General features: G+C 71.3%; 19 protein-coding genes, 1 rRNA gene, 1 pseudogene and 1 riboswitch. Of the genes and pseudogenes, 17 read left to right on the top strand and 4 right to left on the bottom strand.

What is annotated here, in order from left to right; genetic code table 11:
• From rrf to ABZX96_RS24750, 11 genes are all read left to right on the top strand, one after another.
• A 5S ribosomal RNA gene (gene rrf / locus ABZX96_RS24800) occupies positions 1–82 on the top strand; the annotation flags it as partial.
• Between the two features lie 148 nt (positions 83–230).
• Positions 231–842 carry a CDP-alcohol phosphatidyltransferase family protein gene (locus ABZX96_RS24795; protein ID WP_355548358.1) on the top strand — a complete coding sequence of 204 codons (612 nt, stop codon included), beginning with the start codon at positions 231–233 and terminating at the stop codon, positions 840–842.
• Between the two features lie 123 nt (positions 843–965).
• Complete coding sequence (locus tag ABZX96_RS24790) at positions 966–3,461, top strand: mannose-1-phosphate guanyltransferase (RefSeq protein WP_355548355.1); 2,496 nt, start codon at positions 966–968, stop codon at positions 3,459–3,461.
• Positions 3,462–3,544: 83 nt separating this feature from the next.
• Positions 3,545–4,465 (top strand): DUF881 domain-containing protein, encoded by a 921-nt coding sequence (locus ABZX96_RS24785; protein ID WP_355548352.1) that lies wholly within the window; start codon positions 3,545–3,547, stop codon positions 4,463–4,465.
• Positions 4,462–4,794: a small basic family protein gene (locus ABZX96_RS24780; protein ID WP_003984969.1), complete on the top strand. Its 333-nt coding sequence runs from the start codon at positions 4,462–4,464 to the stop codon at positions 4,792–4,794. The genes ABZX96_RS24785 and ABZX96_RS24780 overlap by 4 nt, the downstream gene beginning before the upstream one ends.
• Positions 4,795–4,799: 5 nt before the next feature.
• Positions 4,800–5,693, top strand: a complete 894-nt coding sequence (locus ABZX96_RS24775; RefSeq protein WP_355548349.1) for a DUF881 domain-containing protein — start codon at positions 4,800–4,802, stop codon at positions 5,691–5,693.
• A 403-nt stretch (positions 5,694–6,096) separates the two neighbouring features.
• Positions 6,097–6,633 carry an FHA domain-containing protein gene (locus tag ABZX96_RS24770; protein WP_355548346.1) on the top strand — a complete coding sequence of 179 codons (537 nt, stop codon included), beginning with the start codon at positions 6,097–6,099 and terminating at the stop codon, positions 6,631–6,633.
• Positions 6,634–6,650: 17 nt separating this feature from the next.
• Positions 6,651–7,406: a MerR family transcriptional regulator gene (locus tag ABZX96_RS24765; protein ID WP_355548343.1), complete on the top strand. Its 756-nt coding sequence runs from the start codon at positions 6,651–6,653 to the stop codon at positions 7,404–7,406.
• 239 nt (positions 7,407–7,645) lie between these two features.
• On the top strand, positions 7,646–8,119 hold the full coding sequence (locus ABZX96_RS24760) for a bifunctional nuclease family protein (protein WP_003984965.1): 474 nt from the start codon (positions 7,646–7,648) through the stop codon (positions 8,117–8,119).
• A gap of 207 nt (positions 8,120–8,326) precedes the next feature.
• Positions 8,327–8,932 carry a MerR family transcriptional regulator gene (locus ABZX96_RS24755; protein ID WP_355548339.1) on the top strand — a complete coding sequence of 202 codons (606 nt, stop codon included), beginning with the start codon at positions 8,327–8,329 and terminating at the stop codon, positions 8,930–8,932.
• Between the two features lie 139 nt (positions 8,933–9,071).
• Positions 9,072–10,841, top strand: coding sequence for a DNA polymerase IV (locus tag ABZX96_RS24750; protein WP_355548336.1), 1,770 nt, complete (start codon positions 9,072–9,074; stop codon positions 10,839–10,841).
• On the opposite strand, the pseudogene ABZX96_RS24745 reads toward ABZX96_RS24750, so the two are convergent.
• Positions 10,823–11,134, bottom strand: a pseudogene (locus ABZX96_RS24745) (PRC-barrel domain-containing protein); the annotation flags it as partial. The gene ABZX96_RS24750 and the pseudogene ABZX96_RS24745 overlap by 19 nt on opposite strands.
• A gap of 124 nt (positions 11,135–11,258) precedes the next feature.
• Positions 11,259–11,368, top strand: a riboswitch (glycine riboswitch).
• Between the two features lie 188 nt (positions 11,369–11,556).
• Between ABZX96_RS24745 and gcvP the strand changes: the two are divergent.
• The gene (gcvP, locus tag ABZX96_RS24740; RefSeq protein WP_355548334.1) at positions 11,557–14,442 is read left to right on the top strand and encodes an aminomethyl-transferring glycine dehydrogenase; all 2,886 of its coding nucleotides are present in this window, start codon (positions 11,557–11,559) and stop codon (positions 14,440–14,442) included.
• Between the two features lie 238 nt (positions 14,443–14,680).
• Here gcvP and ABZX96_RS24735 read toward each other — a convergent pair whose 3' ends face one another.
• On the bottom strand, positions 14,681–14,887 hold the full coding sequence (locus tag ABZX96_RS24735) for a DUF5999 family protein (RefSeq protein WP_355548331.1): 207 nt from the start codon (positions 14,885–14,887) through the stop codon (positions 14,681–14,683).
• Positions 14,888–15,251: 364 nt separating this feature from the next.
• On the bottom strand, positions 15,252–15,848 hold the full coding sequence (locus tag ABZX96_RS24730; RefSeq protein WP_355548328.1) for a hypothetical protein: 597 nt from the start codon (positions 15,846–15,848) through the stop codon (positions 15,252–15,254).
• 566 nt (positions 15,849–16,414) lie between these two features.
• Between ABZX96_RS24730 and ABZX96_RS24725 the strand changes: the two genes are divergently transcribed.
• Complete coding sequence (locus tag ABZX96_RS24725) at positions 16,415–17,950, top strand: glutamate--cysteine ligase (protein ID WP_355548325.1); 1,536 nt, start codon at positions 16,415–16,417, stop codon at positions 17,948–17,950.
• 559 nt (positions 17,951–18,509) lie between these two features.
• Complete coding sequence (locus ABZX96_RS24720) at positions 18,510–19,265, top strand: type II CAAX endopeptidase family protein (RefSeq protein ID WP_355548373.1); 756 nt, start codon at positions 18,510–18,512, stop codon at positions 19,263–19,265.
• A 101-nt stretch (positions 19,266–19,366) separates the two neighbouring features.
• Here the strand turns inward: ABZX96_RS24720 and ABZX96_RS24715 are convergent, their stop codons facing one another.
• Positions 19,367–20,284, bottom strand: coding sequence for a PhzF family phenazine biosynthesis protein (locus ABZX96_RS24715; protein ID WP_355548323.1), 918 nt, complete (start codon positions 20,282–20,284; stop codon positions 19,367–19,369).
• 183 nt (positions 20,285–20,467) lie between these two features.
• On the opposite strand from ABZX96_RS24715, the gene ABZX96_RS24710 reads away from it, so the two are divergent.
• The 3 genes from ABZX96_RS24710 to ABZX96_RS24700 all read left to right on the top strand — a co-directional run bounded on the left by ABZX96_RS24710 (position 20,468) and on the right by ABZX96_RS24700 (position 23,178).
• On the top strand, positions 20,468–21,064 hold the full coding sequence (locus tag ABZX96_RS24710; RefSeq protein WP_355548320.1) for a PadR family transcriptional regulator: 597 nt from the start codon (positions 20,468–20,470) through the stop codon (positions 21,062–21,064).
• A 301-nt stretch (positions 21,065–21,365) separates the two neighbouring features.
• Entirely contained in the window at positions 21,366–21,914 is a 549-nt protein-coding gene (locus tag ABZX96_RS24705; RefSeq protein ID WP_355548317.1) for a Clp protease N-terminal domain-containing protein, read from the top strand.
• A 223-nt stretch (positions 21,915–22,137) separates the two neighbouring features.
• Positions 22,138–23,178, top strand: a complete 1,041-nt coding sequence (locus ABZX96_RS24700; protein ID WP_355548314.1) for an EamA family transporter — start codon at positions 22,138–22,140, stop codon at positions 23,176–23,178.
• The last annotated feature ends 63 nt before the right edge of the window (positions 23,179–23,241 follow it).

Raw genomic sequence — 23,241 nt, 5'->3', positions numbered from 1 at the left:
CATTTCGAACCCGGAAGCTAAGCCTTTCAGCGCCGATGGTACTGCAGAGGGGACTTTGTGGGAGAGTAGGACGCCGCCGAACAATTTTTGAAGAAAGCCCCGTTGGGAGCCTTAGGGTTCCCGGCGGGGCTTTCTCGCGTTCGTGGCCGGGACCCCGCGGCGTGCCGCTCGGTACGGTCCAGGTAAGGTCAGTGGGCATCGTTGGTACGTTCCCCACAGGAGGCCCCCGGGTGGAGGTCCAGGAGACGCAGATCCAGACGGATCGCGTCCTCACCATCCCGAACATTCTGAGCATGGCCCGTCTCGTCGGCGTGCCCTTGTTCTTGTGGTTGATCCTGTGGCCGGAGTTCGACGGCCCTGAGAGTGCCAACTACTGGGCTCTGGCCGTCCTCGCGCTCAGCGGCGTCAGTGACTACCTCGACGGGAAGCTGGCCCGCCGTTGGAATCAGGTCAGCAGTCTCGGGCGCATTCTCGATCCTGCGGCCGACCGGCTCTACATTCTGTCCACACTGGTCGGTTTGACGTGGCGCGAGATCCTTCCGTGGTGGTTGACCGCGGCCCTTGTGGCGCGCGAGTTGATGCTGTTGATCGCGGTGAGTGCGCTGGCCCGGCACCGGTACGGTCCACCCCAGGTGAACTTCCTGGGCAAGGCGGCTACATTCAACTTGATGTACGCGTTCCCGTTGCTGCTGCTCAGCGACGTGGACAACTGGCTTAGTACGCCCGCGGCCATTTTCGGATGGGCGTTCGCAGGATGGGGTACGGCTCTGTATTGGTGGGCAGGGATCCTCTACGTGGTCCAGGTCCGCCGATTGATCAAGGCGGATGCCACGGCCGACTGAGTCCGCCGCATAGGCGGCCTGGCCGAGATCCGGATGCCCGGCATGTTCGATGGCGGGCATCCGATGCCTCGGACGGGCGAGGTCGGCAAGATTGTCGTCTCTTTCGAGGAGGACGCTTCCGACATGAAGGCCGTTGTGATGGCCGGCGGCGAGGGCACGCGCCTTCGCCCGATGACGTCGAGCATGCCCAAGCCTCTGTTGCCCGTGGCCAATAGGCCGATCATGGAGCATGTGCTGCGGTTGCTGAAACGGCATGGCCTCACCGAGACCGTAGTGACCGTGCAATTCCTCGCGTCGCTCGTACGCAACTATTTCGGCGATGGCGAAGAGCTCGGTATGGAGCTCACCTACGCCAATGAGGAAAAGCCACTGGGGACCGCCGGAAGTGTGAAGAACGCAGAGGAGGCCCTCCGGGACGACGCTTTCCTCGTGATCTCCGGTGACGCGCTCACCGACTTCGACCTGACCGATCTGATCCGGTTCCACAAGGAGAAGGGCGCGCTGGTCACCGTCTGTCTGACCAGGGTTCCCAACCCGCTGGAATTCGGCATCACCATCGTCGACGAAGAGGGCAAGGTCGAACGCTTCCTGGAGAAGCCCACTTGGGGGCAGGTGTTCTCGGACACGGTGAACACCGGTATTTACGTCATGGAGCCGGAGGTCTTCGACTACGTCGAACCGGATGTCTCCGTGGACTGGTCGGGTGACGTCTTCCCGCAGCTGATGAAGGAAGGCAAGCCGATCTACGGCTATATCGCCGAGGGCTACTGGGAGGATGTCGGGACCCACGAGAGTTACGTCAAGGCCCAGGCCGACGTCCTTGAGGGCAAGGTCGACGTCGACATCGACGGCTTCGAGATCTCACCGGGCGTGTGGGTCGCGGAGGGCGCCGAGGTGCATCCGGACGCCGTTCTGCGCGGGCCGCTGTACATCGGTGACTACGCGAAGATCGAAGCCGGGGCGGAGATCCGGGAGCACACCGTCGTCGGCTCCAACGTCGTCGTCAAGAGTGGCGCCTTCCTCCACAAGACCGTGGTGCACGACAACGTCTACATCGGCCAGCAGAGCAACCTGCGCGGTTGCGTGATCGGCAAGAACACCGACGTGATGCGGGCCGCCCGGATCGAGGACGGCGCGGTCATCGGCGACGAGTGCCTCGTCGGCGAGGAATCGATCGTGCAGGGGAACGTGCGGGTCTACCCGTTCAAGACGGTGGAGGCCGGCGCGTTCGTCAACACGTCGGTGATCTGGGAGTCCCGGGGGCAGGCGCACCTCTTCGGGGCGCGCGGCGTGTCCGGCATCCTCAACGTCGAGATCACGCCCGAGCTCGCGGTGCGGCTCGCCGGCGCGTATGCCACGACGCTGAAGAAAGGTTCCACCGTCACCACCGCGCGGGATCACTCCCGTGGTGCCCGCGCGCTGAAGAGGGCGGTCATCTCCGCGCTCCAGGCGAGCGCCATCGACGTGCGCGACCTGGAGAACGTCCCGCTCCCGGTGGCCAGGCAGCAGACCGCCCGCGGCAGCGCCGGCGGGATCATGGTGCGGACGACGCCGGGGGTGCCCGACTCCGTCGACATCATGTTCTTCGACGAGCGCGGGGCCGACCTGTCCCAGGCCGGTCAGCGCAAGCTCGACCGCGTCTACGCGCGCCAGGAGTACCGCCGGGCGTTCCCTGGCGAGATCGGTGACCTGAGCTTCCCCTCCAGCGTCTTCGACTCGTACACCGGTTCCCTGTTGCGCAGCATCGACAACAGGGGCATCAGCGAGGCGGGCCTCAAGGTCGTGGTGGACGCCTCCAACGGCAGCGCGGGCCTCGTCCTGCCTAGCCTTCTTGGCAGGCTCGGCGTCGACTCGCTGACCATCAACCCGGGTCTGGACGAGCTGCGGCCCACCGAGACCGCCGAGGCCCGGCGCGAGGGCTTGGTCCGCTTGGGAGAAATCGTTTCTTCGGCGCGGGCCGCGTTCGGCGTGCGCTTCGACCCGGTGGGCGAGCGGCTGTCCCTGGTGGACGAGCAGGGACGGATCATCGAGGACGACCGGGCGCTGCTGGTCATGCTGGACCTCGTCGCCGCCGAGCGGCGCAGCGGGCGGGTGGCCCTGCCGGTGACCACCACCCGGATCGCCGAGCAGGTCGCCGCCTACCACGGCACCCAGGTGGAGTGGACGGCCACCTCGCCGGACGACCTGACCCGGGTGGGGCGCGGCGACGACACCATCTTCGGCGGTGACGGGCGTGGCGGCTTCATCGTGCCGGAGTTCAGCAGCGTCTTCGACGGCACGGCCGCGTTCGCCCGGCTGATCGGGCTGGTGGCCCGTACGCAGCTCACCCTCAGTCAGATCGACGCGCGCATCCCGCGGGCCCACGTGCTGCGGCGCGACCTGGCGACCCCGTGGGCGGTCAAGGGCCTGGTCATGCGGACCGTCGTGGAGGCCGCGGGAGACCGGTCGGTGGACACCACGGACGGCGTACGGGTCGTGGAGGCCGACGGCCGCTGGGTGATGGTGCTCCCGGACCCGGCGGAGGCCGTCACGCACCTGTGGGCGGAGGGCCCGGACGACGCCTCCGCGCAGCAGCTCCTGGACGAGTGGTCCGCGGTGGTCGACAGCGCCGGCCGCTGATCCGGAACACCGGCGCGCCGCGTCCCCGGCGCGCCGGTGGGGCCATTGCGTGACCGCGCCGCCGACGTGCGACGATGTGCGGCATGTCGCAGCAGCAACCGCATCGGAGCACCCCCTGGCAGGCCACCCGCCCCGATGCGTCCATGTCGCTGCTGACCAACGTCATGAACCACAGCCTCGACGACGGTTACGCCGAGGCGGCCGAGCGGAAGGCGGCGGCGGGCACGCGGGGGTTGCCGCGTACGCTGCGCGCCAAGTTGGGGCTGGCGGCCGGCCTGGTGCTGGCGGCGGTGGTGGTCACGGTGGGGGCCGCCCAGGCCCGGATATCCGCCCCGACGCTCGCCAAGGAGCGCGAGGAGCTCATCCACCGTATCGAACAGGGCACCGCGGAGGCGGACGACCAGCAAAAACGCGTCGACGCGCTGCGGGACGACGTGGGCACCATGCAACGCGAAGCCCTCAAACAGCACGGCGGGGACCGCACCGAGCTCTCCGCACTGCTCGCGGGCGCCACCCAGGTTTCGGGGCCGGGCGTGAAGTTGGTGCTGGACGACGCCAAGGGTGCCCAGTCCAGCGGCGGCGGCCCGCGGGAGAGCAGCGGTTTCTCCGACACCGGCCGGCTGCGCGACCGCGATGTGCAGCGCGTGGTCAACGGGCTCTGGGCGGCCGGTGCGGAGGCGATCGCCGTGAACGGGCAGCGACTTATCTCACTCTCGGCGATCAGGGCCGCGGGAGACGCCATACTGGTCGACAACAAGCCACTGGCACCGCCGTACACCGTGCTGGCGGTGGGGGACGGGCGGCGGCTGAGCACCGCGTTCCAGGACGGGGCCGACGGACAGTATCTGCGCGTCCTGCAGGAGGACTTCGGCATCCGCGCCAAGATTTCCACCGAGAACGAGGTCAGGTTGCCGCCTGCGCCCAGTTTGACCGTACGTATCGCACAGCCGAAGGCCGGTGCCGCCGGGGCGGACGGCGCCGACACAGGGAAGGGCACATCGTGATCGCCGTACTGGGCCTCATCGTGGGAGTCGTGGTCGGGCTGGTGGTCCGGCCCGTGGTGCCGACGGTGGTCGAGCCCTACCTCCCGATCGCCGTCGTCGCGGCGCTGGACGCGGTGTTCGGCGGCCTGCGCGCCATGCTGGACGGCATCTTCGACGACAAGGTCTTCGTCGTCTCCTTCCTCTCGAACGTGGTCGTGGCCGCGCTGATCGTCTTCCTCGGTGACAAGCTGGGCGTCGGCGCCCAACTCTCCACCGGCGTGGTCGTGGTGCTCGGCATCCGCATCTTCTCCAACGCCGCCGCCATCCGCCGGCACGTCTTCAGGGCGTGAGGCCGATGACGGACGGAACGCCGGAGCAGGACGGCACGCCGGGGCCGCCGCGGAAGGGCCTGGGGAGCTGGGGCGCGGGCAGGCGGCAGCCGATGCCGCCGGAGAGCCCGCCGGGCCCCGGCGCGCCGGCGGAGCCGGGGCCCCCGGCCGCCGGGGAGGCCGGCGCGGGAGCCGACGGCAGGACGGGCCGGCAGCGGCTGTGGGCGGGCCTGTGGCCGCCTCGGGTGACCCGGGCTCAACTGATCGTCGCCCTCCTGCTGTTCATTCTCGGTCTCGGGCTGGCGATTCAGGTACGTTCCACCAGTGACAGCAGTGCGCTGCGCGGGGCGCGCCAGGAGGACCTGGTACGCATCCTGGACGAGCTGGACAACCGCTCGCAGCGGCTCACCGACGAACAGCGCAGGTTGGAAGGCCAGAAGGCGGAGCTGGAGAACAGCTCCGACCAGGCCGAGGAGGCCCGGAAGCAGACGGTGGAGAAGGAACGGCAGCTCGGAGTGCTGGCGGGTACGGTCGCGGCCCAGGGGCCCGGCATCGACCTGACCATCGACGACCCGTCGCACTCGGTCGAGGCGGACAAGCTCCTGGACACCATCCAGGAGCTGCGCGCGGCCGGCGCGGAGGCCATTCAGGTCAACGGCGTGCGGGTGGTCGCCGGCACGTACTTCTCGGACGAGAAGGGCGGGGTGCGGATCGACGGTCGGCAGCTCGCCCAGCCCTACCGTTTCAAGGTGATCGGCAAGCCCGAGGACCTGGAACCCGCGCTGAACATCCCTGGGGGAGTGGTTCAGACTTTGGAGAAGGAGCAGGCCAAGGTGTCTGTGACCCGTGAGGAGAAGATCATCGTGGATGCCTTGCGGCAGGCGAAGCGGCCTGACTACGCTCGGTCGTCTTCGCAGTGAAGCCGGCAGGTATGACGAGGAACCAGATAGGGCATGACGGAGCGGGGGGTCGGCGCACCGCGGGGGTGGTGCGTGGTGGAAACTGTAGGAAGGCCACGGACGTTCACCGGATGTCCGGATCGGCCGGTGTGTGCATCAAGGGTTCGTCCTGCCCCACGGGCGGGTCTGTTTCGTTCAAGGGGAATCGCCCGTGAAGTTGTTTGCAAAGTTGTTCGGCAAGAGCGCGCGCCAGGAGGGCGGCAGCGGTTCGGCTCGGCACCGCGCCTCGCGTCAGCCCGAGGAGACCATGGCAGGCCAGGACCGGCCGCTCTTCCGCGATCAGGTCGGTGAGTCTTCCGGCGGACACGGCGCCGGTCCTATAGGTTCCGGGGCGTCGGCCTCGAACACGGGCGGAGGGTCTGGGTTGCCGATCTGTCAGCGGTGTGGGCACCAGAACACGAGAGACGCCCGGTTCTGCTCCAACTGCGGCACACCGCTGCACGCCGGAGCCCTGGGGGAGCGCGCGTCCGAGACCACCTCCACCATCTCCATCTCGGGGCTGGAGGCGTACGACTCGGAGACCACGGGGCAGACGCCCTTCCCGGCACTCTCCCCGGAGGCGCAGGCCGCCGTCGAGGCGCTGCCAATGGGGTCCGCGCTCCTGGTGGTGCGCCGGGGCCCGAATTCGGGCAGCCGTTTCCTTCTGGACGGCGACCTGACGACGGCGGGCCGCCACCCGCAGAGTGACATCTTCCTGGACGACGTGACGGTCTCCCGGCGGCACGTGGAGTTCCGCCGCGGCCAGGACGGTGGCTTCACCGTCGCCGACGTCGGCAGCCTGAACGGCACGTACGTCAACCGCGAGCGGATCGACTCGGTCGCCCTGACCAACGGCGACGAGGTGCAGATCGGCAAGTACCGGCTGGTCTTCTACGCCAGCCAGCGGGCGGTCGGCCGCTGACCGGTCAGGGGCGGCAGATGCAGCGCAATCCGTCGGGCGGCGCCGGTGCGACCGGCGCCGCCTTCGCGGACGGCAAGCCGATGAGCATCGGCGCGGTGCTCAATGTGCTGCGGGACGAGTTCCCCGAGGTCACCATTTCCAAGATCCGCTTCCTGGAGGCGGAGGGACTGGTCGAGCCCCAGCGCACACCCTCCGGGTACCGCAAGTTCACCCCCGCCGACGTGCAGCGGCTGGCGGGGGTCCTGCGGCTGCAGCGTGACCACTACCTGCCGTTGAAGGTGATCCGGGAGTACCTGGACGCCATGGAGCGGGGCGAGCAGGTGCCCCTTCCCGCCCCCGCGGCTCCTCCGGCACGGGAACTGGTGGACGGGCTGGAGGCGTGGCCCGATCCGGCCGCCGAGGGGGCGACGGCCGCTCGTGTCGGCCGGGCCGAGCTGCTGGCCGCCGCCGAGGTCGAGGAGAGCGACCTGGCCGACTGGGAGGCGTACGGGCTCATCGCCCCGGTCGCCGACGGCGCGTACGACGTCGAGGCCGTCACGGTCGCCAAGCTGGTGGCGGAGCTGGGCCGCTTCGGGCTGGAACCGCGTCACCTGCGCGCCATCAAGGCGTCCGCCGAGCGCGAGGCGGGGCTGGTGGAGCAGATCGTCGCGCCGCTGCGCCGGCACCGCAATCCGCAGACCAGGGCGCACGCCGAGGCGACCGCGCGGGAGCTGGCGACCCTCTCCGTGCGCCTGCACGCCGCACTGCTCCAAGCCGCTCTTCGCGTGCGGTAGGGCCGGGCGAACGAGGTACCCGCCGAGGTCGAGGGTGCCCCGCGCAGGTACGCGGGGAGTGTCCGGGAAGGCCCTTCCCCCGCGCGTTCGTACGTATCCGGGGTACCTCCCGGCCGAAGCCGGGGAAGCCGTCCGGCCCGCCCTTCGGGCGAACGGCGCCGCCTCGGCGACGGGTCCCGGCTCCGAGCAATGGGGTGCCCGACTACCCAAACCCGCCGGGCACGTCCTAGGGTTGCTGTGTGAACGAGCTCGACGTTGTGGGTGTCCGGGTGGAAATGCCTTCCAACCAACCGATCGTGCTCCTACGGGAGGTAGGAGGCGATCGTTACCTGCCCATTTGGATCGGGCCGGGGGAGGCCACCGCCATCGCCTTCGCCCAGCAGGGCATGGCCCCTGCCAGGCCGCTGACGCACGACCTGTTCAAGGACGTGCTCGAAGCGGTGGGCCAGGAACTGACCCAGGTCCGGATCACGGATCTGCGCGAGGGGGTTTTCTACGCCGAACTGGTCTTCGCCAGCGGGGTGGAGGTCAGCGCCCGTCCTTCGGACGCCATAGCGTTGGCCCTGCGTACCGGGACCCCGATCTACGGCACCGACGGGGTGCTGGACGACGCGGGCATCGCCATCCCGGACGAGCAGGAGGACGAGGTGGAGAAGTTCCGCGAGTTCCTCGACCAGATCTCGCCCGAGGACTTCGGGACCAACAGCCAGTGAGACCGCCGGTCACGGCGGGTGCGGGGGGCGGGCTTCGGCCCGCCCCCCGCCATTCGAGTACGCTTTCCCCGCGCAAGGTCACGGGAAACCACTCGTAGGGTGATTATCACTCGGCGTGGCGAGCGCGGCGATCGTTGACGCACCCGTAGTGACTGCATACCGTCGATGAGGCAGGTCCCGTCCGGGACGTGGAGGACGGAGGTCGGCGTGGCAATCACCGGCGACGGAATGGCGGCGGAAGAGGCGCTGCCGTTCCCCACTGGCGCGGCCCACCGCACCCCGGCACAGGCCGTGGTGGTGCCAGGGGAGCACGCGGCGGAGGCCATCGGGTACCGCGGCCCGACCGCGTGTGCGGCGGCCGGCATCACCTACCGGCAACTGGACTACTGGGCCCGTACGGGGCTCGTGGAGCCGAGCGTGCGTCCCGCGTACGGCTCGGGCACCCAGCGGCTGTACAACTTCCGGGACGTCGTCGTCCTGAAGATCGTCAAGCGGCTGCTGGACACCGGCGTCTCCCTGCAGAACATCCGTACGGCCGTGCAGCACCTCCGCTCGCGGGGGCTGGCGGACCTGGCGCGGATGACCCTGATGAGCGACGGCGCGACCGTGTACGAGTGCACCTCGCCCGACGAGGTCGTCGAACTGCTCCAGGGCGGCCAGGGCGTCTTCGGGATCGCCGTGGGCGTGGTGTGGCGGGACGTGGAGAGCGCCCTGTCGCAGTTGCACGGGGAGCGGGTGGACACCGGGGAGACGCTCGCCGGGCACAACCCGCACGACGAACTCGCGCGGCGGCGCAACAGCCGGGCCCGCTGAGGCGGCGCGGACACCGTCCGTCTCCGCGAAGGAGGCGGGGCTCCGGGAGGAGCCGGGGAACGCTCCCGCGACGCGCTCGCGGGCCCGTCCCGGGCGGTGCGCGGGCCGATTGTCAGTGGCGTGCGGCACCATCGGGTCTGTGAGACGTGCGCCGACGATCCTGCATCTGGACATGGATGCGTTCTACGCCGCCGCGGAGCAGGCGGCGAAGCCGAGCCTGCGGGGAAAACCCGTGGTGGTCGGCGGGCTGGGCGCGCGCGGGGTGGTGGCCACCGCGTCCTATGAGGCGCGGGTCTTCGGGGTGCGATCGGCGATGCCCACCGCCCAGGCGCGCCGGCTGTGCCCCAACGCCGCCTATCTGACGCCGCGCTTCGAGCTGTACCGCCGGGTGAGCGAGGTGGTGATGGAGCTGCTGCGCGGCCTGTCGCCGCTGGTGGAGCCGCTGAGCCTGGACGAGGCGTTCGTCGATCTGGAGGCGGGCGGCGTCGAGGCGGACACCCGGGCCGTGCGGGAGGTGGGTGTGCGGCTGCGGCGGGACATCCGCGAGCACACCGGGCTGACGGGATCGGTGGGGCTGGCCGGGGCCAAGATGCTGGCCAAGATCGCTTCGGAGCAGGCCAAGCCGGACGGCCTGGTGGTCATCGAGCCGGGGACGGAGCAGGCGCTGCTGGGGCCGCTGCCGGTGCGCACGCTCCCCGGTGTGGGGCCGGCGACGGCCGAGGCGCTGCGGCGGGCCGGGATCACCACGGTCGCCGAGACGGCGGAGGCCGGGCAGGACGAGCTGGTGCGGCTGCTGGGCAAGGCGCACGGAGCCGGGCTGTACGCGATGGCCCTGGGGCGGGACGAGCGCCCCGTGGTGGCCGAGCGGGACGCGAAGTCCGTCTCGGTCGAGGACACCTTCGAGGTGGATCTGACCGACCGGACGCGGGTGCGGGCCGAGGTGATGCGGCTGGCGGAGCGGTGCGTACGGCGGTTGCGGGCGGCCGGGCGCTCGGGGAGGACGGTGGTGCTCAAGGTGCGCAACTACGACTTCTCGACGCTGACCAGATCGGAAACGCTGCGCGGGCCGACCGACGACCTCGCCGTCGTCCGGGAGGCGGCGGGCCGGTTGCTGGACACCGTCGACACCACGGGCGGGGTGCGCCTGCTGGGCGTGGGCGTCAGCGGCCTCGCCGACTTCACGCAGGAGGACCTGTTCGCCCAGCTGGCGACCGAGCGGGAGGCTGCGGCGCGGGAGGCGGCGGCGGAGCCGCAGGCCACGGGGACGACGGGGGAGGAGGAAGCACGAGAGGCCGAGGAGCGGCCGAGGCGATGGCTTCCCGGGCTGGACGTGGTGCACGAGGAGCACGGCCCGGGGTGGGTGCAGGGCAGTGGGCTGGGCCGGGTGACCGTACGGTTCGAACAGCCGTGGTCCGGCCCGGGGCGGGTGCGGACGTTCGCGGTCGACGATCCGGCGCTGCGTCCCGGGGAACCGCTGCCGCTGGTCGGCGGGCCGGAGGACGGTCAGTCCTCCATACCGGCGACGTGTCCGAACTCCCGGTCCCCTGAGGAGGGCAGGCCGCAGGAGGCGTCCGGGGCGGCGCCGGTCGCGGGCGCCCCGGGAGCGGCCGGGTCCGGGGAGCCGATACCCGGAGCGGCCGGGTCCGGGGCGGGCGCGGCAGGAGTGATACCCGGGGCGGCGGGCGTGACACCGGGGGTGGCCGAGGACAGGCCGGCGGCGAGCGGGTCCGCGTCCGGGCCCGAGGGGGAGTGCGGGGCGGTGCCGGGGGTGGTCCTGTCCGGGGCCGAAGGCACCTCCTCCGTTCCGGAGGCGGTGTCCGGGGTGGCTTCCTCCCGTCCGGAGGCGGTATTCGGGGCGGTTCCCTCCCGTCCGGAGGCGGTGCCCGGTGTGGAGATGTCCAGCCGGTAGTGGTGGTAGAGCTGGAGCTCCTGCTGGGGGGAGAGGTGGCGGCCCACTCCGAAGTCCGGGGCGTCCCTGATCAGCTTCCGGTCGTAGGGCACGCGCAGGGTGCCGTCGACCAGTTCGCTGGGTTCCAGGGGGACGAACGCGTCGCGGCTGAACAGGCCGGTGCGCACCGCGGCCCACTCCGGTTCGCCGGTGGCGTCGTCCAGGTACACCTCGTCCACGGTGCCGATCTTGGCGCCGTTGCGGTCGAACGCCTTCCGGCCGATCAGGGTCCGGGGGTCGATGTCGGTCTGCACGGTCCCTCCAACGGGTCGGCTGCTGCCCGGGAACTGCCTTGTGACAACCACCAAACGGCACATTTCATGCCTCGGCCACTCGAACGAACTCCCGGAAGCGCGCTGGTAGGCTGGCCCTGGCTGTCGACCCCGTGCGGGAGAGTTCTCGACCACGTGCCTCGGGCGTGTGGGAGAGGACGCCGAAGGAGCAACTCCTCCCCGGAATCTCTCAGGCTCATGTACCGCATGGACGAGGTCACTCTGGAAAGCAGGGCGGGCCACGGAGACGCACGACGCCGGAACCCACCCTCACCGACGGTGAAAGCCTGTCCGTGTGCCGCGGGCCGGTGAAGCTCTCAGGTCGCGATGACAGAGGGGGAGGCCATCCGGGCACCCGCGCCGCGGTGTCCGGCAAGGTCGCGACGACCAGGAGGCCCCCGCAGATGACCACCGACCGCATCTCTTTGACCGCCCTCGAACGCGGTATCCCCTTCGAGGAACGGCACATCGGTCCCGACCGTGAGGCGCGGGCCAAGATGCTCGCGCAGGTCGGCTTCGGATCGCTGGACGAGCTCACCGCCGCCGCCGTCCCGGACGTGATCAAGAGCGCCGAGGCGCTGGGCCTGCCCCAGGGCCGTACGGAGGCGGAGGTCCTCCAGGAGCTGCGGGCGCTCGCGGACCGCAACCAGGTCCTGTCCCCGATGATCGGCCTGGGCTACTACGGCACCTTCACCCCGCCGGTGATCCTGCGCAACGTGATGGAGAACCCCGCCTGGTACACGGCGTACACGCCCTACCAGCCGGAGATCTCGCAGGGCCGCCTGGAGGCGCTGCTCAACTTCCAGACGATGGTCGCCGACCTCACCGGCCTGCCCACCTCGGGCGCCTCGCTGCTGGACGAGGGCACCGCCGCCGCCGAGGCGATGGCGCTCTCCCGCCGGGTGGGGAAGGTCAAGCAGGGCGTCTTCCTGGTGGACGCCGACGCGCTGCCGCAGACCATCGCCGTCATCGAGACCCGGGCCGAACCGACCGGCGTCGAGGTCGTGGTCGCCGACCTGTCCGAGGGCATCCCCGCCGAGGTCGCCGAGCGCGGTGTCTTCGGCGTGCTGCTCCAGTACCCGGGCGCCTCCGGCGCCGTACGGGACCCGCGGCCCGTCATCGAGCAGGCGCACGAGCTGGGCGCGGTCGTCACCGTCGCCGCCGACCTGCTGGCCCTGACGCTGCTCACCTCGCCCGGCGAGCTGGGCGCGGACATCGCGGTCGGTACGACCCAGCGGTTCGGCGTACCGATGGGCTTCGGCGGCCCGCACGCCGGCTACATGGCGGTCCGGGAGAAGTTCGCGCGCAGCCTGCCGGGCCGGCTGGTGGGCGTGTCGGTGGACGCCGACGGCACGCAGGCGTACCGGCTGGCACTCCAGACCCGCGAGCAGCACATCCGCCGCGAGAAGGCCACCAGCAACATCTGCACCGCCCAGGTGCTGCTCGCCGTCATGGCGGGCATGTACGCCGTCTACCACGGCCCGGACGGCCTGAAGACCATCGCCCGCCGCACCCACCGCTACGCCGCGATCCTCGCCGAGGGCCTGCGCGCGGGCGGCGTCGAGCTCGTCCACGACGCGTACTTCGACACCCTGACCGCACGGGTGCCCGGCCGCGCCGGCGAGGTCGTCGCCGCGGCCCGCGAGGCCGGGGTCAACCTGCGGCAGGTCGACGCCGACCTCGTCGGCATCGCCTGCGACGAGACCACCGGGCGCGCGCAACTGTCCGCCGTCTGGGGCGCCTTCGGCGTGCGCGCGGACATCGAGGCGCTGGACGCCGAGGTGGAGGACGCGCTGCCGCGCGAGCTGCTGCGCACCGACGAGTACCTCACGCACCCGGTCTTCCACCAGCACCGCTCCGAGACCGCGATGCTGCGCTACCTGCGCAAGCTCGCCGACCGCGACTACGCGCTGGACCGCGGCATGATCCCGCTGGGCTCCTGCACCATGAAGCTCAACGCCACCACCGAGATGGAGCCGGTCACCTGGCCCGAGTTCGGTCAGCTGCACCCCTTCGCCCCGGTCGAGCAGGCGCAGGGCTACCTGACGCTCATTCAGGAGCTGGAGGAGCGGCTGGCGGCCGTCACCGGCTACGACAAGGTCTCCCTCCAGCCCAACGCCGGCTCCCAGGGCGAGCTCGCGGGCCTGCTGGCCGTCCGCGCGTACCACCGGGCCAACGGTGACGAGGGCCGCACCGTCTGCCTGATCCCGTCCTCCGCCCACGGCACCAACGCCGCCAGCGCCGTCATGGCCGGCATGAAGGTCGTCGTCGTCAAGACCGGCGAGGACGGCGAGGTGGACACCGACGACCTGCGCGCCAAGATCGAGCAGTACCGCGACGAACTGGCGGTGCTGATGGTGACCTACCCCTCCACCCACGGCGTGTTCGAGGCGCACATCACCGAGATCTGCGCGGCCGTGCACGACGCGGGCGGCCAGGTGTACGTGGACGGCGCGAACCTCAACGCGCTGGTCGGCCTCGCCGAGCCGGGCAAGTTCGGCGGCGACGTCTCGCACCTGAACCTGCACAAGACCTTCTGCATCCCGCACGGCGGCGGCGGCCCGGGCGTCGGCCCGGTCGCCGTCCGCGCCCACCTGGCGCCGTACCTCCCCAACCACCCGCTGCAGCCGACGGCGGGCCCGCGCACCGGCGTCGGCCCGATCTCGGCGGCGCCGTGGGGCTCGGCCGGCATCCTGCCGATCTCCTGGGCGTACGTGCGCCTCATGGGCGGCGAGGGCCTCAAGCGCGCCACCCAGACGGCGGTGCTCGGCGCCAACTACATCGCCAAGCGCCTCGAACACCACTACCCGGTGCTCTACACCGGTCCCAACGGGCTGGTCGCGCACGAGTGCATCATCGACGTCCGGCCGCTGACCAAGGCGACCGGCGTGAGCATCGACGACGTGGCCAAGCGGCTCATCGACTACGGCTTCCACGCGCCGACGATGTCCTTCCCGGTCGCCGGGACGCTGATGATCGAGCCCACCGAGAGCGAGGACCTGGCCGAGCTCGACCGGTTCTGCGACGCGATGATCGCCATACGGGCGGAGATCGACAAGGTCGGCTCGGGGGAGTGGGACAAGGACGACAACCCGCTGCGCAACGCCCCCCACACGGCCGCCATGCTCGGTGGCGAGTGGACGCACCCCTACTCCCGCGAGGAGGCGGTGTTCCCGGAGGGCGTCGTGGCGTCGGACAAGTACTGGCCGCCGGTGCGCCGCATCGACGGTGCCTACGGTGACCGCAACCTCGTCTGCGCCTGCCCGCCGCTGGAGGACTACGAGGGCTGACCGCCCCCGCCCATGCGAAGGGCCCTCGGCTTCGCGCCGGGGGCCCTGGGCTTTCTCTGACTGGTGCTGTGCTTCTGGTGTTCAGCCGTTGTGCTTCCGATGCCGGAAGGTCGTCGGTGCGCGCCCGGACGGTCTCCCGCCGGTTCCGCTACGTGGTGCCGGCCCCGTTGGGGCGCTCGGGCCCCTCCGGCTCCGCGTACCGGTCCCGAACCGGGCGCCGGTCACCGCACGCCGCGGCTCAGGCGGCGGTGGCCACCCGGGTCACGTCCAGCGGTCGGTGCGGTGCGATGACCTGCCCGTCCGGCAGGAGCTCACCGGTGTCCTCGAACAGGAGGACGCCGTTGCACAGCAGGCTCCAGCCCTGCTCCGGGTGGTGCGCCACGAGAAGGGCGGCCTCCCGGTCGGTGGAATCTGCTGTCGGGCATGGCGGCTGGTGCTGGCACATGGATGCTGTCTTTCGCTGCGGTGTGATGAGTGTCGTGCTGCGGCTCGATGGACTGGACTTCGTGCTCACGGCCGCTCCCCCGTTTCGAATAGGTCGATACCCAGTGGGACCACCCCGCCCGCGCGGGGACCACACCAGTGTTGCCCTGCCCGCGCGATTCCGCAGGGATTTAGCAGCAGCGGTCCTCACCCGAAGAAGACGCGTCACCCATGCGGGCGGTTGCGCCAAGTGGAGGCCCGGCCCGGCGGGTTGAGCGGCCGGGTGCCGGTCAGGCACGGGCCGCGACGCGCACGACACGGCGCCCCGCGACCGGTGGGGTCGCGGGGCGCGTTTCCGCCGGGGTGGTGCGCCCGGCGCGCGTTCGTCAGGCCGTGGAGCCGAGCAGCGGTGCCGCCGGCGCGAGACGGAGCGTCAGACGGGGCAGCAGATCGGCGACCGGGTGCGTGCGGTGGGCGGCGATGCCGGGCGGCGCCGGGGCGAGCGGCACCAGCAGGTCCCCCGGCGCGGGCAGCCCCTCGGCCCCGTCCGCGGTGATGTCGTGGTGCAGCCACAGCGTCAGCATGTAGAGCTCCGGCACGAACAGCAGACGCGGCTGATAGGGCGCGGGAAGCGACTCGGCCTGGCGCAGCGCACGCTCGGTCGAGGTCACGTACGGACCCTCGCAGAAGTGCGAGAAGGTCCAGCCGTCGGCGGTGAGCATCGCCTCGGCGGCGGCCACCGCCCGTTCGCCGCTGCGGACGATGAACCGCCAGCCGGTGAGCCGGGTGCGGGGCGAGCCGCGGTGGCTGACGTCGTCCAGGACGTCCAGGACGTGGACGGGCAGCGGGCTTTCGGGGCTGAGCGGGCCCTGCTGGGCGCGCAGAGAAGGGGTACGGGCCTCGCTGACGGCCGTGGGGGAACCGAGGGCGGCGAGGATGCTGCGCAGGGCGGGCGCGGGGGCAGGGGAAACATGCAGCGGCATGGTGGGTCGCCTCTCACTTGGGAGACACGGTGGTGCGGGGCAAGTGCGGACGCCTTTGTCAGCGTGTGGGGTCAGAGCAAGGCCGACCGGGGGGCTGCGGCCCGGTGGGGTCAGCCGCTGTGCCGCAGGACCGGGGGAAATACCGCGACGCTGGGCGCCAACTCTCTGCCTCCAGCGAAGTTTATACGACGGATGTTCACACCTTGTTTCCGCTAGCCGCCGGGAGCATTTCCGGCAAGGCGGATTCCGGCCTTGCCGGACAGGTGTTTTCGGCCTATTCGCACGGGGTTACCCGGCCGTCACCTGGCCCTTTTTCACCGGTGTGGTAGGCCGAAACTCGTCGGTCTTTATCACGAGAGGAATGCGCACGGCCATGGACCGCGCCGTATGCCCATGGAATGTGCCGGACGGCGTTCTTCCCCGATCTTATCGGGCCCGCCCCGGCCATGAGGCGTTGTCGATCGGATTGCCGGGCATCATCGACCGTAGCGCGACCCCGGGAACCGCCGGGAAGGCCCACTGTGGCCGGTGGCCGCGGGCCTTCCACTCAAGGGAGGGACGCTTCGATGGGGGAGAAGGTTGCCGCGCACGCCGCCGAACTCACGGATCGGCAGTGTTATCGCCGGAAACTCCACGAGTGCCTCGCGGGATTGGGGATACTTCTGGAGGACAAGCGGTTCGACCGCCCGCGCAATCTCATGGGACTGGAGATAGAGCTGAATCTGGCGGGAGCCGACGGGCTGCCGCGCATGATGAACGCGCAGGTGCTGGAGCGCATCGCGAGCCGCGATTTCCAAACCGAACTGGCGCAGTGCAATTTAGAAGTAAACATTCTGCCGCACCGGTTGTCGGGCCGCGTTCTCGATCAGCTCGCCGAAGAACTCCGCACCGGACTGGCCTACGCCGACCGCAAATCCCGCGAGGTCGCCGCACGGATCGTGATGATAGGAATTCTGCCGACCCTGGGCATCGAGGACCTGGTCGCCGCGAACCTCTCCGAGATCGACCGCTACGTCCTCCTCAACGACCAGATGCGGGCGGCCCGCGGCGAGGACTTCGCCCTGGACATCCAGGGCGTCGAGCGGCTGGTCGCGGTCTCCTCCTCGATCGCCCCCGAAGCCGCCTGCACCTCGGTCCAACTGCACCTCCAGGTCACTCCCGGGCGGTTCGCCGCGGTGTGGAACGCCGCCCAGTCCGCCGCCGCCGTCCAAGTGGCGATCGGCGCCAACGCCCCCTTCGCCTTCGGCCGCGAGCTGTGGCGGGAGTCCCGGCCGCCGGTGTTCCAGCAGGCCACCGACACCCGCGCGCCGGAGCTGCGCGCGCAGGGCGTGCGCCCGCGCACGTGGTTCGGCGAGCGCTGGATCGAGTCGGCCTACGACCTCTTCGAGGAGAACCTGCGCTACTTCCCGCCGCTGCTGCCCATCGCCGGCAAGGAGGAGCCGCTGCGGGTCCTGGACGAGGGAGCCGTGCCGGAACTCGCGGAACTCGTGCTGCACAACGGGACGATCTACCGCTGGAACCGCCCGGTGTATGCCGTCTCCAACGGGGTGGCGCACCTCAGGGTGGAGAACCGGGTGCTGCCCGCCGGCCCCACCGTCACCGACGTCATCGCCAACGCCGCCTTCTACTACGGCCTCGTCCGCGCGCTGGCCGAGGAGCCGCGGCCCGTCTGGTCCCGGCTGCCGTTCGCCGCCGCCGAGGCCAACTTCGACAACGCCTGCCGCTACGGGATCGAGGCGAAACTCCACTGGCCCCGCTCCCAGCGCTCCGGCGGCATCGCCCAGATCCCCGCGGCACGGCTGGTGCGGCAGGAACTGCTGCCGATGGCGGCGTCCGGGCTGGACGCCTGGGGCGTGGAGCCCACCGACCGCGACCGGTACCTCGGCGTGATCGACCAGCGCTGCAAACGCCGCGCCAACGGGGCGTCCTGGCAGGCCGCCGCGTTCCACCACGCCCTGCGCAACGGGCTGGACCGGTACACGGCGCTGGCGGCGATGACCCGGCGGTACAGCGAACTCATGCACCGCGGCGACCCGGTGCACGCCTGGCCGGTCGCCTGGGCCGTGGAACGGCCGGCGGAGGAGGGACCGAAGGGGTACTGAGGCCTGGCCGGGATCGGTCGCTCAGGGATCCGGGGGCGTTCTGGTTCCGGTCGTTTCTGAGCTTGGCCGATCCTGAGCGGGGGGCTCGTGGTTCCGGCCGTTCTGGGCTGATTGCTCCCAGTTCCGGCTGCTTCTGGACCCGGCCGTTCCTGGGCCGGCCGCGACCGGTCCCGACAGCGACCGGTTCCGAGCACTCCTGGTTCCGGCCGCTCCTGATACTCGGTCAGCTACCGGCTCGTCGCCGTACCCGTCCCCGTCCCCGATCCCACGGCTGTGCCCTCGGCCTCCCGGATCCGTCCCGGCCCTCGCGTCCGTCGCCGCCCCCGGCGCGTCCGACGACGCCGGGCGCGCCGGAACGGGACCCGGTGCCGACCCGGGCGCGCGCCTCGGGCAAGCTGGGGTGTCCTCGTGCGGCGGCGCCTCTCCTCGGGGGCGCGGAGGACCACGAGGCGGTGGCGTGCAACGACCGGAGGTACCTGTGCAGTCGGACGCGAGCCCGGTGGCGGGCGCCGAGACCCCCGGGGCCGGTGAGCGGCGGGAGGAACGGACGGGAACGGGCCTGCCGCGCCGGGTGCTGCGGTCCGAGACGCTGCTGGTCCTCGCGCTCTCCTTGGGGGCGAGTGCCGTCTCGGCGGTCATCAGCTTCATCGGGGCGCTGACCCGGCCGGGCGGCCTGAAGGACCAGGCGGCGAACCTCAACGCGTCACACGCCCCCGGCCGGCCGTGGCTGGACCTGGCCTGGCAGCTGTTCGGCATCGCGACCGCCCTGGTACCGGTCGCGCTGGTGGCCCACCTGCTGACGCGGGAGCGGGCCGGCGGGTTGCGGGCGGTCGGCTTCGACCGGCGGCGGCCCTGGAGCGACCTGGGCCGCGGCGCGGGCGTGGCGGCGGTCATCGGGGGAAGCGGGCTGCTGCTCTATCTGGGGGCGCGGGCGGCCGGGTTCAACCTCACGGTGGTGCCGGAGTCGCTGCCCGAGGTGTGGTGGAAGTTCCCGGTACTGATCGCCTCCGCCGTGCAGAACGCGGTGGTGGAGGAGGTCATCGTCGTCGGATACCTGGTGCGTCGCCTGGGGCAGCTGAAGTGGACGCCGGTTGCCGTCCTGGCGGCGAGCGCCGTCCTGCGCGGCTCCTACCACCTCTACCAGGGCATCGGCGGGTTCGTCGGCAACATGGTGATGGGCGTGCTGTTCGTGCTGCTGTACCGCAGGTGGGGGCGGGTCGGGCCGTTGGTGGCGGCGCACGCGCTCATCGACATCGTGGCGTTCGTGGGGTACGCGCTCCTCGCGGGCAAGGTGGGCTGGCTGCCCACGGCCTGACGGTCGTTCCGACGGAGGACGAGGGCCCGCCGCCGACACGCGCACGTCGGTGGCGGGCCCTCGCGTATGTCGACGGGCGCCCGGATCGAGGCAGGTGTCCTCTATGGCCGGGCGGACGGGACCGGAGACGGCAGGGCGTCGGGGACCGGAGCGTGGAGTTCGCCGTCGATGACGGTGACGGCGGTACCGGTCAGCAGCGTGCGGTCGCCGCGCAGGCCGGTGCGGACGGTGCCCTTGCGCTTGGCCGTGCCCTGAAGGCCCGTGAGGTCGTCACGGCCGAGGCGGGCCGACCAGAAGGGGGCGAGCGCGGTGTGCGCGCTGCCCGTCACGGTGTCCTCGTCGATGCCCACGGCGGGGAAGAAGCAGCGGGAGACGAAGTCGTGGCCGCCGGCCGGGTCCTCGGCCCGCGCGGTGGCGATGACGCCGCGCCCGCCGTGGCCCGCCAGGGCCCGGAGGTCGGGGTCCAGGGCGCGCACGGACTTCTCGTCGGGCAGCTCGACCAGCAGGTCGCCGACGTTCTCCCCGGTGTCGTAGGCGGACAGGATCTCGACGCCCAGCGCGTCGGCGACCACCTGGGGCACCGGGACCGGCGTCAGTTCGGCGGTCGGGAAATCCATGGTGATCGCGCCGCTGTCGTCGGCCGTGGTGATCAGGATGCCGCTGCGGGTGCGGAAGCGGACGGTGCCGGTGGCGGTCCCGGTGGTGTGCAGGACGTGCGCGGTGGCCAAAGTGGCATGGCCGCACATGTCGACCTCGGTGGCCGGTGTGAACCAGCGCAGCGCCCAGTCGGCGTCGGCCCCTTCCGGCAGCGGGTGGGCGAAGGCGGTCTCGGCGAGATTGACCTCCGCGGCGACGTGCTGGAGCCACGCGTCGTCGGGGAATCCCGGGTGGTCCCCGGTGGGGTGGGAGCCGTCCCGGCCGACGGCGCCGCCGGTGTTCGCGGCGTCGAGGAGGACGACTCCGGCGGGGTTCCCTGAGAAGGGGCGGTCGGTGAAGGCGTCGACGATGCGGATTCTCATGACGGGAGCGTAGGTCCGCGACAAAGCCGCAGGCCAAGGCCAATTTCCGGAAATTGGACCGGGCAGGCTTGTCATGCCACTCGTACCGATATATCGTTGAAGCATCGCGACAGATCAGTAATAGATCAAAGAGAGTCGTGATAGATCGATAAGAGGCTGACCGACGAGGAAAGGATCATCACCATGCGTACGCACGGACCTCATGGACACGAGCACTGCGGACCCGGGCGCCAAGGCGGCTGGGGCGACTTCGAGGCGCGGGTCGAAGGGCTGCGCGCGGCCTTCGGCCCGTTCGGACCGCCGTTCGGCGGCCGGGGCCGGGGTGGCGGCCCGCGCGGGAGGGCGCGGCGCGGCGATGTCCGCGCCTCCATCCTGGCGCTGCTCAAGGACCGGCCGATGCACGGCTACGAAATGATCCAGGAGATCGCCGAGCGCAGCGGCGGCGCCTGGAAGCCGAGCCCCGGCTCGGTCTACCCCACCCTCCAGCTCCTGGAGGACGAGGGACTGATCACGAGCGCGACAGAAGGCGGCAAGAAGCTCTTCTCGCTGACCGAAACCGGTACCGCCGAAGCCGGAAACGGACCGGACGCACCCTGGGAGGCCGCCGGGCGCGGCATCGACTGGGAGGCGATGCACGAGATCCGCAAAGCCGGCGGCGGCCTGATCGAGGCCTTCAAGCAGGTCTGGGACACCGGCACGCCGGAGCAGCGGGAGAAGGCCATCGCCGTGGTCAACAAGGCCCGGAAGGAGCTGTACCTCATCCTCGCCGAGGATGAGTGAGCGCCGGCGGGGCATCCGCGTTCCGTCAGGGGCCTGTGTCCGCGTCCAGCAAGGGTGCGGACGCAGGCCCTCGGGGTTTTATAGGGGTGGCGACCCCGCCGATGACGTGCGTTTTCTCGTGACGCCAGAGGTGCCCCGTCTCGGGGGAGAAGATCCGGGACACCGGCCGCTCTCGTACCGGCCGGTTCTTTTCTCCTCCCCAGGGAGGAGGCGCCCTGCCGGAGTGCGCAACCAGGGTGGGACGCGCGAATGCTTCCCGGCGGGGATGCTCCGTCGGTGCGGGCCTGGTGGGGTGGGGAGGGTGTTGAACCGTACCGCGTATGACAGCGGAGCCGATCCGCGGCAGGAGGGCCCCGGCACCCGGCTCACCGCGGAACTCGCGGCCGTGCTCTCCGCCGCCCGCAGGCGGGCCACCCGCGACGGTGACCGCCAGGTGGACACCGCCCACCTGTTGCACGGCCTGCTGGAGTCGGACGCCGCCGTACGGGCGATGTTCGACGGCGCGGGCCCGCCGGTCGCGCGGCTGCTCGGCTACCTCGTGCAGCGCAGCATCGGGTACGGACTCCGGTGGCACGGCCGGGTGGAGGACTCCGGGACGGTGCCGGTGGTCGAGGGCGGGGCTCCCGGTTGGTCCCCGGCGGCGCTGGCGGCCGTCGACGGCGCGCGGACGCTCGCGCGCGCCCGCCGCGCCGATCACGCCGACTGCCTCGATCTGCTCGCCGCGCTGCTGGGCGACCCGGAGTCCCGTGCGGTCGAGGTGCTGCGCCGCGCGTCCGTGGACACGTCCCTGGTGGCCGCGCGGCTCGTGGGCGACGCGGCCCGGCGACGGGGGGACGCGGCGGCGCGGTGACGGGGCGACAGGGTGACGTGAGGGTGCGGTGAGCGGGTGCTCCTGTGCGCCGGTGGCCGCCTGGCATCCTGACTGTCGTCGCCACGCCCGATGAACCGATCCCCGGCCGGGCGGGCGCCGGCATCCGCCACGAGATCGCCGGTACGAGGCCGAGCGCGGTCCGCACCACGGCCGCCCCGCGCCACGGAGGGTCCCCCTTGACCCTGCCTGCCATCATGATCCGATGCACGCGACTTCGGGGAGTCACAACGTCCGGCGGAACACGGGACTCGGTCTGGCGCTGGTCTCGGCCTGCGCCTTCGGCGGATCGGGCGTCGCCGCCAAGCCGCTGATCGAGGCGGGGTTGCAGCCCCTGCACGTGACGTGGCTGCGGGTGGTGTGCGCCGCGCTCGTCATGCTGCCCGTCGCCTGGCGGCACCGCGGGCTGCTCAGGCGCCGGCCCGCGTTGCTCGTCGGCTTCGGGCTGCTCGCCGTGACGGGGGTGCAGGCGTGCTACTTCGCCGCGATCTCCCGGATACCCGTCGGCGTCGCCCTGCTGATCGAGTATCTGGCGCCCGCGCTGGTGCTGGGCTGGGTGCGCTTCGTCCAGCGCAAACCGGTGACGCGGGCCGCCGCCTGGGGCGTCGTCCTGGCGGCCGGCGGGTTGGTGTGCGTGGTGGAGGTGTGGTCGGGGCTGCGGTTCGACGCGGTGGGGCTGGCCCTCGCGCTCGGCGCGGCCTGCTGCCAGGTGGGGTATTTCGTCCTGTCCGACCAGGGAGGCGACGGCGCGGACACCGCGGATCCGCTGGGCGTGATCGCCTACGGGCTGCTGATCGGCGCGGTGGCCCTCACGCTGATCACGCAGCCCTGGCGACTGGACTGGTCCGTGCTGTCCGGCACCGCGTCCCTGAACGGCGTCTGGGTCCCCGCCGTGTTGCTGCTCGGCTGGGTCGTCCTGGTCTCGACGGTGCTGGCGTATCTGACCGGGGTGGTCTCGATCCGCAGGCTCTCGCCCCAGGTGGCCGGCGTGGTGGCCTGCCTGGAGGCGGTGATCGCGACCGTGCTGGCGTGGGTGCTGCTCGGTGAACACCTGTCCTTGCCGCAGATCGCGGGCGGCGTGATCGTGCTGATCGGCGCCTTCATCGCGCAGTCCGCCGCGCCGAAGGCGGGCGGGGCCGCGGCGTCGGAGGCCCTGGTGGGCGGTGCGGTGGGGGTCGCGACGGACGGGACGGACGGGACGGAGCGGCCGGACGAGGGGAGGCGCACGGGGTCGGCCGTTCCTTAACGGCGGGATCGGTTGCCTGTGAGGACAGTACGAACGTTTCCGGGATCAGCGTGCGCCGGTCAG

Origin of the sequence: Streptomyces sp. NPDC003077, from assembly GCF_040611095.1 — a bacterium.
In the GTDB taxonomy this organism is placed as follows: domain Bacteria; phylum Actinomycetota; class Actinomycetes; order Streptomycetales; family Streptomycetaceae; genus Streptomyces.
Note: the sequence above shows the minus strand (reverse complement) of the source record. Positions and strands in the feature narration are given on the sequence as shown.